Origin of the sequence: Tetragenococcus muriaticus DSM 15685 (assembly GCF_000423785.1) — a bacterium.
GTDB lineage: Bacteria > Bacillota > Bacilli > Lactobacillales > Enterococcaceae > Tetragenococcus > Tetragenococcus muriaticus.
Map to the genome: position 1 here is coordinate 1 of NZ_AUIQ01000110.1, position 1,280 is coordinate 1,280.

Consider the following 1,280-nt stretch of genomic DNA (forward strand, 5'->3'; position numbering starts at 1 on the left):
AGTTTTCAAAGGTCTACGTCTTTTGTTCTCTTTGGCGTTGCCGTAGCAACTTTTATATCTTATCAAGAGAATCAGTTATTGTCAATAACTTTTTTTAACAAAAATTATTTAACAGAAAATTTGCGACTTCATCAGTATATCATTTCGTTAATATAACGTCAATAACTTTTTTCAGTAGTCAAAATGTTCAATGAACAATCGACCTCAATTAATTTATCACGAATTTTATTAAGGATCAACAACAAAATAAAACTTTTTTCGTTTATTTATCCTCTTCTAGCAAAGAAAATAATCTTATATGCTCAACTTAGAAAAAAGGCATTCCTTCAATATCCATGCCCTGAATAATTTCGCGAAAGGTTTGAGCCTCTGCCCAATAATACTGATTAGGTAATTCTTCCCATTGTTGATGCTCTTGTGATTCAAAAACAAATAGAGGAACATTATTATCATAAATTTGCCCATTGGTTAATTCGACAAGGCGAATATTTTCAATATCAAGATCTACATCTTCTTTTAATAGCTGTAATATATTGGCTAAACCTGTTTGTTCCTCAGAAAAATTCGTAAAGGCCAAAGCAAGTTGATTATTCATCGTACGAATTAAAAACCTCTTTGAGCCATCTTCTAAATGAAGAATGACCGTTCCGGCAACTTTTTTATCACTCAATTGTTTCACCTCAAACAATTTTTAAACTTCCTAGCGGCATTTAGTTTAACATGAGCTACTGCCCTTTGTTAAGCCTTACTTTTTGAAAGCGCATCTATTGCTTCATCTATCCATTTAGGTAAGCGTTTTTCAATAGAACGAAAACCAATTTGTTGTTTTTTATCTGTAAAATACCGTTTTTTATGATAAGGAGGCCGTACAAATTGTTTTTCCAACGTACGTCTGGAAAGACTTATTTTTTGCGTATATTCATCGATATCAATAATTTGTACCTGTACTTGTTCACCTATTTGAACAATATCTTGAATTTCTTTGGTAAAACCCGATTGAATTTCTGATATATGGATAAGCCCCTGGGTATGGTTATCTAGAGAAACAAACACTCCGTAGTTTTGTACACCAGTAACCGTCCCTTCTAAAACATCTCCAATTTTATATGTCATAGCTTTCCCTCTTTTCTAAAATTTATTATACTAGGAAACAAAGGAAAAATGAAGATGAGAATTAACCACTAAAAAGCATAGTGGTAAAGAGTCAAGATAAAAAATGAATTTATTGTTACTCTACCACTAAAAAATAGGCGCACTGAACTAGGCCTATGCAAATCAAG

General features: G+C 32.0%; 2 protein-coding genes. Both read right to left on the reverse strand.

The window, feature by feature from the left end; translation table 11 throughout:
• Positions 1-307: 307 nt before the first annotated feature.
• Positions 308-670, reverse strand: coding sequence for a hypothetical protein (locus tag G577_RS0110380; protein ID WP_038026519.1), 363 nt, complete (start codon positions 668-670; stop codon positions 308-310).
• Positions 671-738: 68 nt separating this feature from the next.
• Positions 739-1,113, reverse strand: coding sequence for a CvfD/Ygs/GSP13 family RNA-binding post-transcriptional regulator (locus tag G577_RS0110385; protein WP_028791100.1), 375 nt, complete (start codon positions 1,111-1,113; stop codon positions 739-741).
• Positions 1,114-1,280 lie beyond the last annotated feature (167 nt).